A 3,161-nucleotide genomic window follows, 5' to 3' on the forward strand; every position below is an offset into this window, starting at 1 on the left:
AGGGCATCTGGTGGATGCCTTGGCACTGAGAGGCGATGAAGGACGTAGCACGCTGCGATAAGCCACGGGGAGAGGCGAGCACTCTTTGATCCGTGGATCTCCGAATGGGGAAACCCCGCCCTTCATGGGTGATCGTCAACTGAATTCATAGGTTGGCGAGGCGAACCCGGCGAACTGAAACATCTCAGTAGCCGGAGGAAAGGACATCAACAGAGACTCCGCTAGTAGTGGCGAGCGAACGCGGACCAGGCCAGTGGTAGGTCGTCGATTAGCAGAACAACCTGGAAAGGTTGGCCAGAGTGGGTGACAGCCCCGTATGCGACATGACGCGATCTGCCCTCGAGTAAGGCGGGACACGTGTAATCCTGTCTGAACGTGGGGGGACCACCCTCCAAGCCTAAGTACTCCTCAGTGACCGATAGTGCACTAGTACCGTGAGGGAAAGGTGAAAAGCACCCCAATGAGGGGAGTGAAACAGTTCCTGAAACCGGATGCCTACAAGCAGTCGGAGCGCCTTCGTGGCGTGACGGCGTACCTCTTGTATAATGGGTCAGCGAGTTAGTCTCGGCAGCAAGCTTAAGCCGGTAGGTGTAGGCGTAGCGAAAGCGAGTCTTAATAGGGCGAATAAGTTGCCGGGATTAGACCCGAAACCGGGTGATCTAGCCATGGGCAGGTTGAAGGTGCGGTAACACGCACTGGAGGACCGAACCCACGTCTGTTGAAAAAGACGGGGATGACCTGTGGCTAGGGGTGAAAGGCCAATCAAACTCGGAAATAGCTGGTTCTCCGCGAAATCTATTGAGGTAGAGCGTCGGATGTTTACGACCGGGGGTAGAGCACTGGATGGGCTAGGGGGAAGCAATTCTTACCAAACCTAACCAAACTCCGAATACCGGTCAGTATAGTCCGGCAGACAGACGGCGGGTGCTAAGGTCCGTCGTCGAGAGGGAAACAGCCCAGACCGACATCTAAGGTCCCCAAGTCATGGCTAAGTGGGAAAGGATGTGGGAAGGCCAAGACAACCAGGAGGTTGGCTTAGAAGCAGCCATCCTTTAAAGAAAGCGTAATAGCTCACTGGTCTAGTTAAGCCGTCCTGCGCCGAAAATGTAACGGGGCTCAAGCCATGCACCGAAGATTCGGGTGTGCCGCAAGGCACGCGGTAGCGGAGCGTTCCGTAAGCCGGTGAAGGTGAACCGTAAGGTTTGCTGGAGGTATCGGAAGTGAGAATGCTGACATAAGTAGCGACAAACAGAGTGAGAAACTCTGTCGCCGAAAGTCCAAGGGTTCCTGCGCAAGGTTAATCCACGCAGGGTGAGCCGGCCCCTAAGGCGAGGCCGAAAGGCGTAGTCGATGGGAATGAGGTTAATATTCCTCAGCCTGGCGGGTGTGACGAAGGACGGAAGCTGTCTGCCCTTATTGGATTGGGTGGGCAGCCTAGTACTTCCAGGAAATAGCCCCGCCTTATAGACCGTACCCCAAACCGACACAGGTGGACTGGTAGAGTATACCAAGGCGCTTGAGAGAATGGTGTTGAAGGAACTCGGCAAATTACCCTCGTAACTTCGGGATAAGAGGGCCCCGTTTTGGCGCAAGCCAGGGCGGGGGGCACAGACCAGGGGGTGGCGACTGTTTACTAAAAACACAGGGCTCTGCGAAGTCGACAAGACGACGTATAGGGTCTGACGCCTGCCCGGTGCCGGAAGGTTAAAAGGAGGGGTGCAAGCTCTGAATTGAAGCCCCGGTAAACGGCGGCCGTAACTATAACGGTCCTAAGGTAGCGAAATTCCTTGTCGGGTAAGTTCCGACCTGCACGAATGGCGTAACGACTTCCCCGCTGTCTCCAACACCAACTCAGCGAAATTGAATTCTCCGTGAAGATGCGGAGTACCCGCGGTTAGACGGAAAGACCCCGTGCACCTTTACTACAGCTTTGCAGTGGTATTAGGGATTGCGTGTGTAGGATAGGCGGGAGCCTTTGAAGCATGGTCGCCAGATCGTGTGGAGGCACCCTTGAAATACCGCCCTCTCGATCTCTGATATCTAACTCGATCCCGTGAACCCGGGATGAGGACCCTGCATGGCGGGTAGTTTGACTGGGGCGGTCGCCTCCCAAAGAGTAACGGAGGCGCGCGATGGTGGGCTCAAGCTGGTCGGAAATCAGCTGTTGAGTGCAATGGCATAAGCCCGCCTGACTGCGAGAGCGACAGTTCGAGCAGAGACGAAAGTCGGCCATAGTGATCCGGTGGTCCCGCGTGGAAGGGCCATCGCTCAACGGATAAAAGGTACGCCGGGGATAACAGGCTGATGACTCCCAAGAGTCCATATCGACGGAGTCGTTTGGCACCTCGATGTCGGCTCATCACATCCTGGGGCTGGAGCAGGTCCCAAGGGTATGGCTGTTCGCCATTTAAAGTGGTACGTGAGCTGGGTTTAGAACGTCGTGAGACAGTTCGGTCCCTATCTGCCGTGGGTGTTCGAGACTTGAGAGGATCTGTCCCTAGTACGAGAGGACCGGGATGGACGTACCTCTGGTGTACCGGTTGTGGCGCCAGCCGCATCGCCGGGTAGCTAAGTACGGCCGGGATAACCGCTGAAAGCATCTAAGCGGGAAACCCCCCTCAAAACCAGGTCTCGCTCGAGAGCCGTGATAGACCATCACGTCGATAGGCCAGGTGTGAAAGCGCGGTAACGCGTGCAGCTAACTGGTACTAATCGCTCGATCGGCTTCATTACCCTCCAGCACCCGTCGCACGCAGCGACAAACGCCCAAAAGACACCCCAAACCGGTTCACACAGATCCCAATGACACCAATACCATGTGTCACTGGACGACCTGGCAGCTATAGCGAGGGGCAATACACCCGATCCCATCCCGAACTCGGCCGTGAAAACCCTCAGCGCCAATGGTACTCCGTCTCAAGACGTGGGAGAGTAGGTCGCCGCCAGGTCTTCCAGTCACACATGGTCCCCATACCGACGCGGGGTGGAGCAGCCCGGTAGCTCGTCAGGCTCATAACCTGAAGGCCGCAGGTTCAAATCCTGCCCCCGCAACCAGATCAAGCCCTTGAAAGCATTCCGCTTTCAGGGGTTTTTTGCCGTTCCGGACCCCAAAGCGCAGCAACGCCGCACGATCGCCCCGCAGCGCGATCCCCAGCACGTCA

At 56.6% G+C, this 3,161-nt stretch carries 1 tRNA gene and 2 rRNA genes (1 of these 3 cut by a window edge); all 3 read left to right on the plus strand.

From position 1 onward, the window contains the following. Positions 1–2,733: ribosomal RNA gene (locus tag IEY58_RS34055) — 23S ribosomal RNA — on the plus strand (it extends 14 nt beyond the left edge of the window). 99 nt (positions 2,734–2,832) lie between these two features. Beyond that, positions 2,833–2,948, plus strand: a 5S ribosomal RNA gene (gene rrf / locus IEY58_RS34060). 29 nt (positions 2,949–2,977) lie between these two features. Then, a tRNA-Met gene (locus IEY58_RS34065) sits at positions 2,978–3,054 on the plus strand. Positions 3,055–3,161: the final 107 nt, after the last annotated feature.

The sequence above is a fragment of the Aliidongia dinghuensis genome, from assembly GCF_014643535.1.
Classification (GTDB): Bacteria; Pseudomonadota; Alphaproteobacteria; order ATCC43930; family CGMCC-115725; genus Aliidongia; species Aliidongia dinghuensis.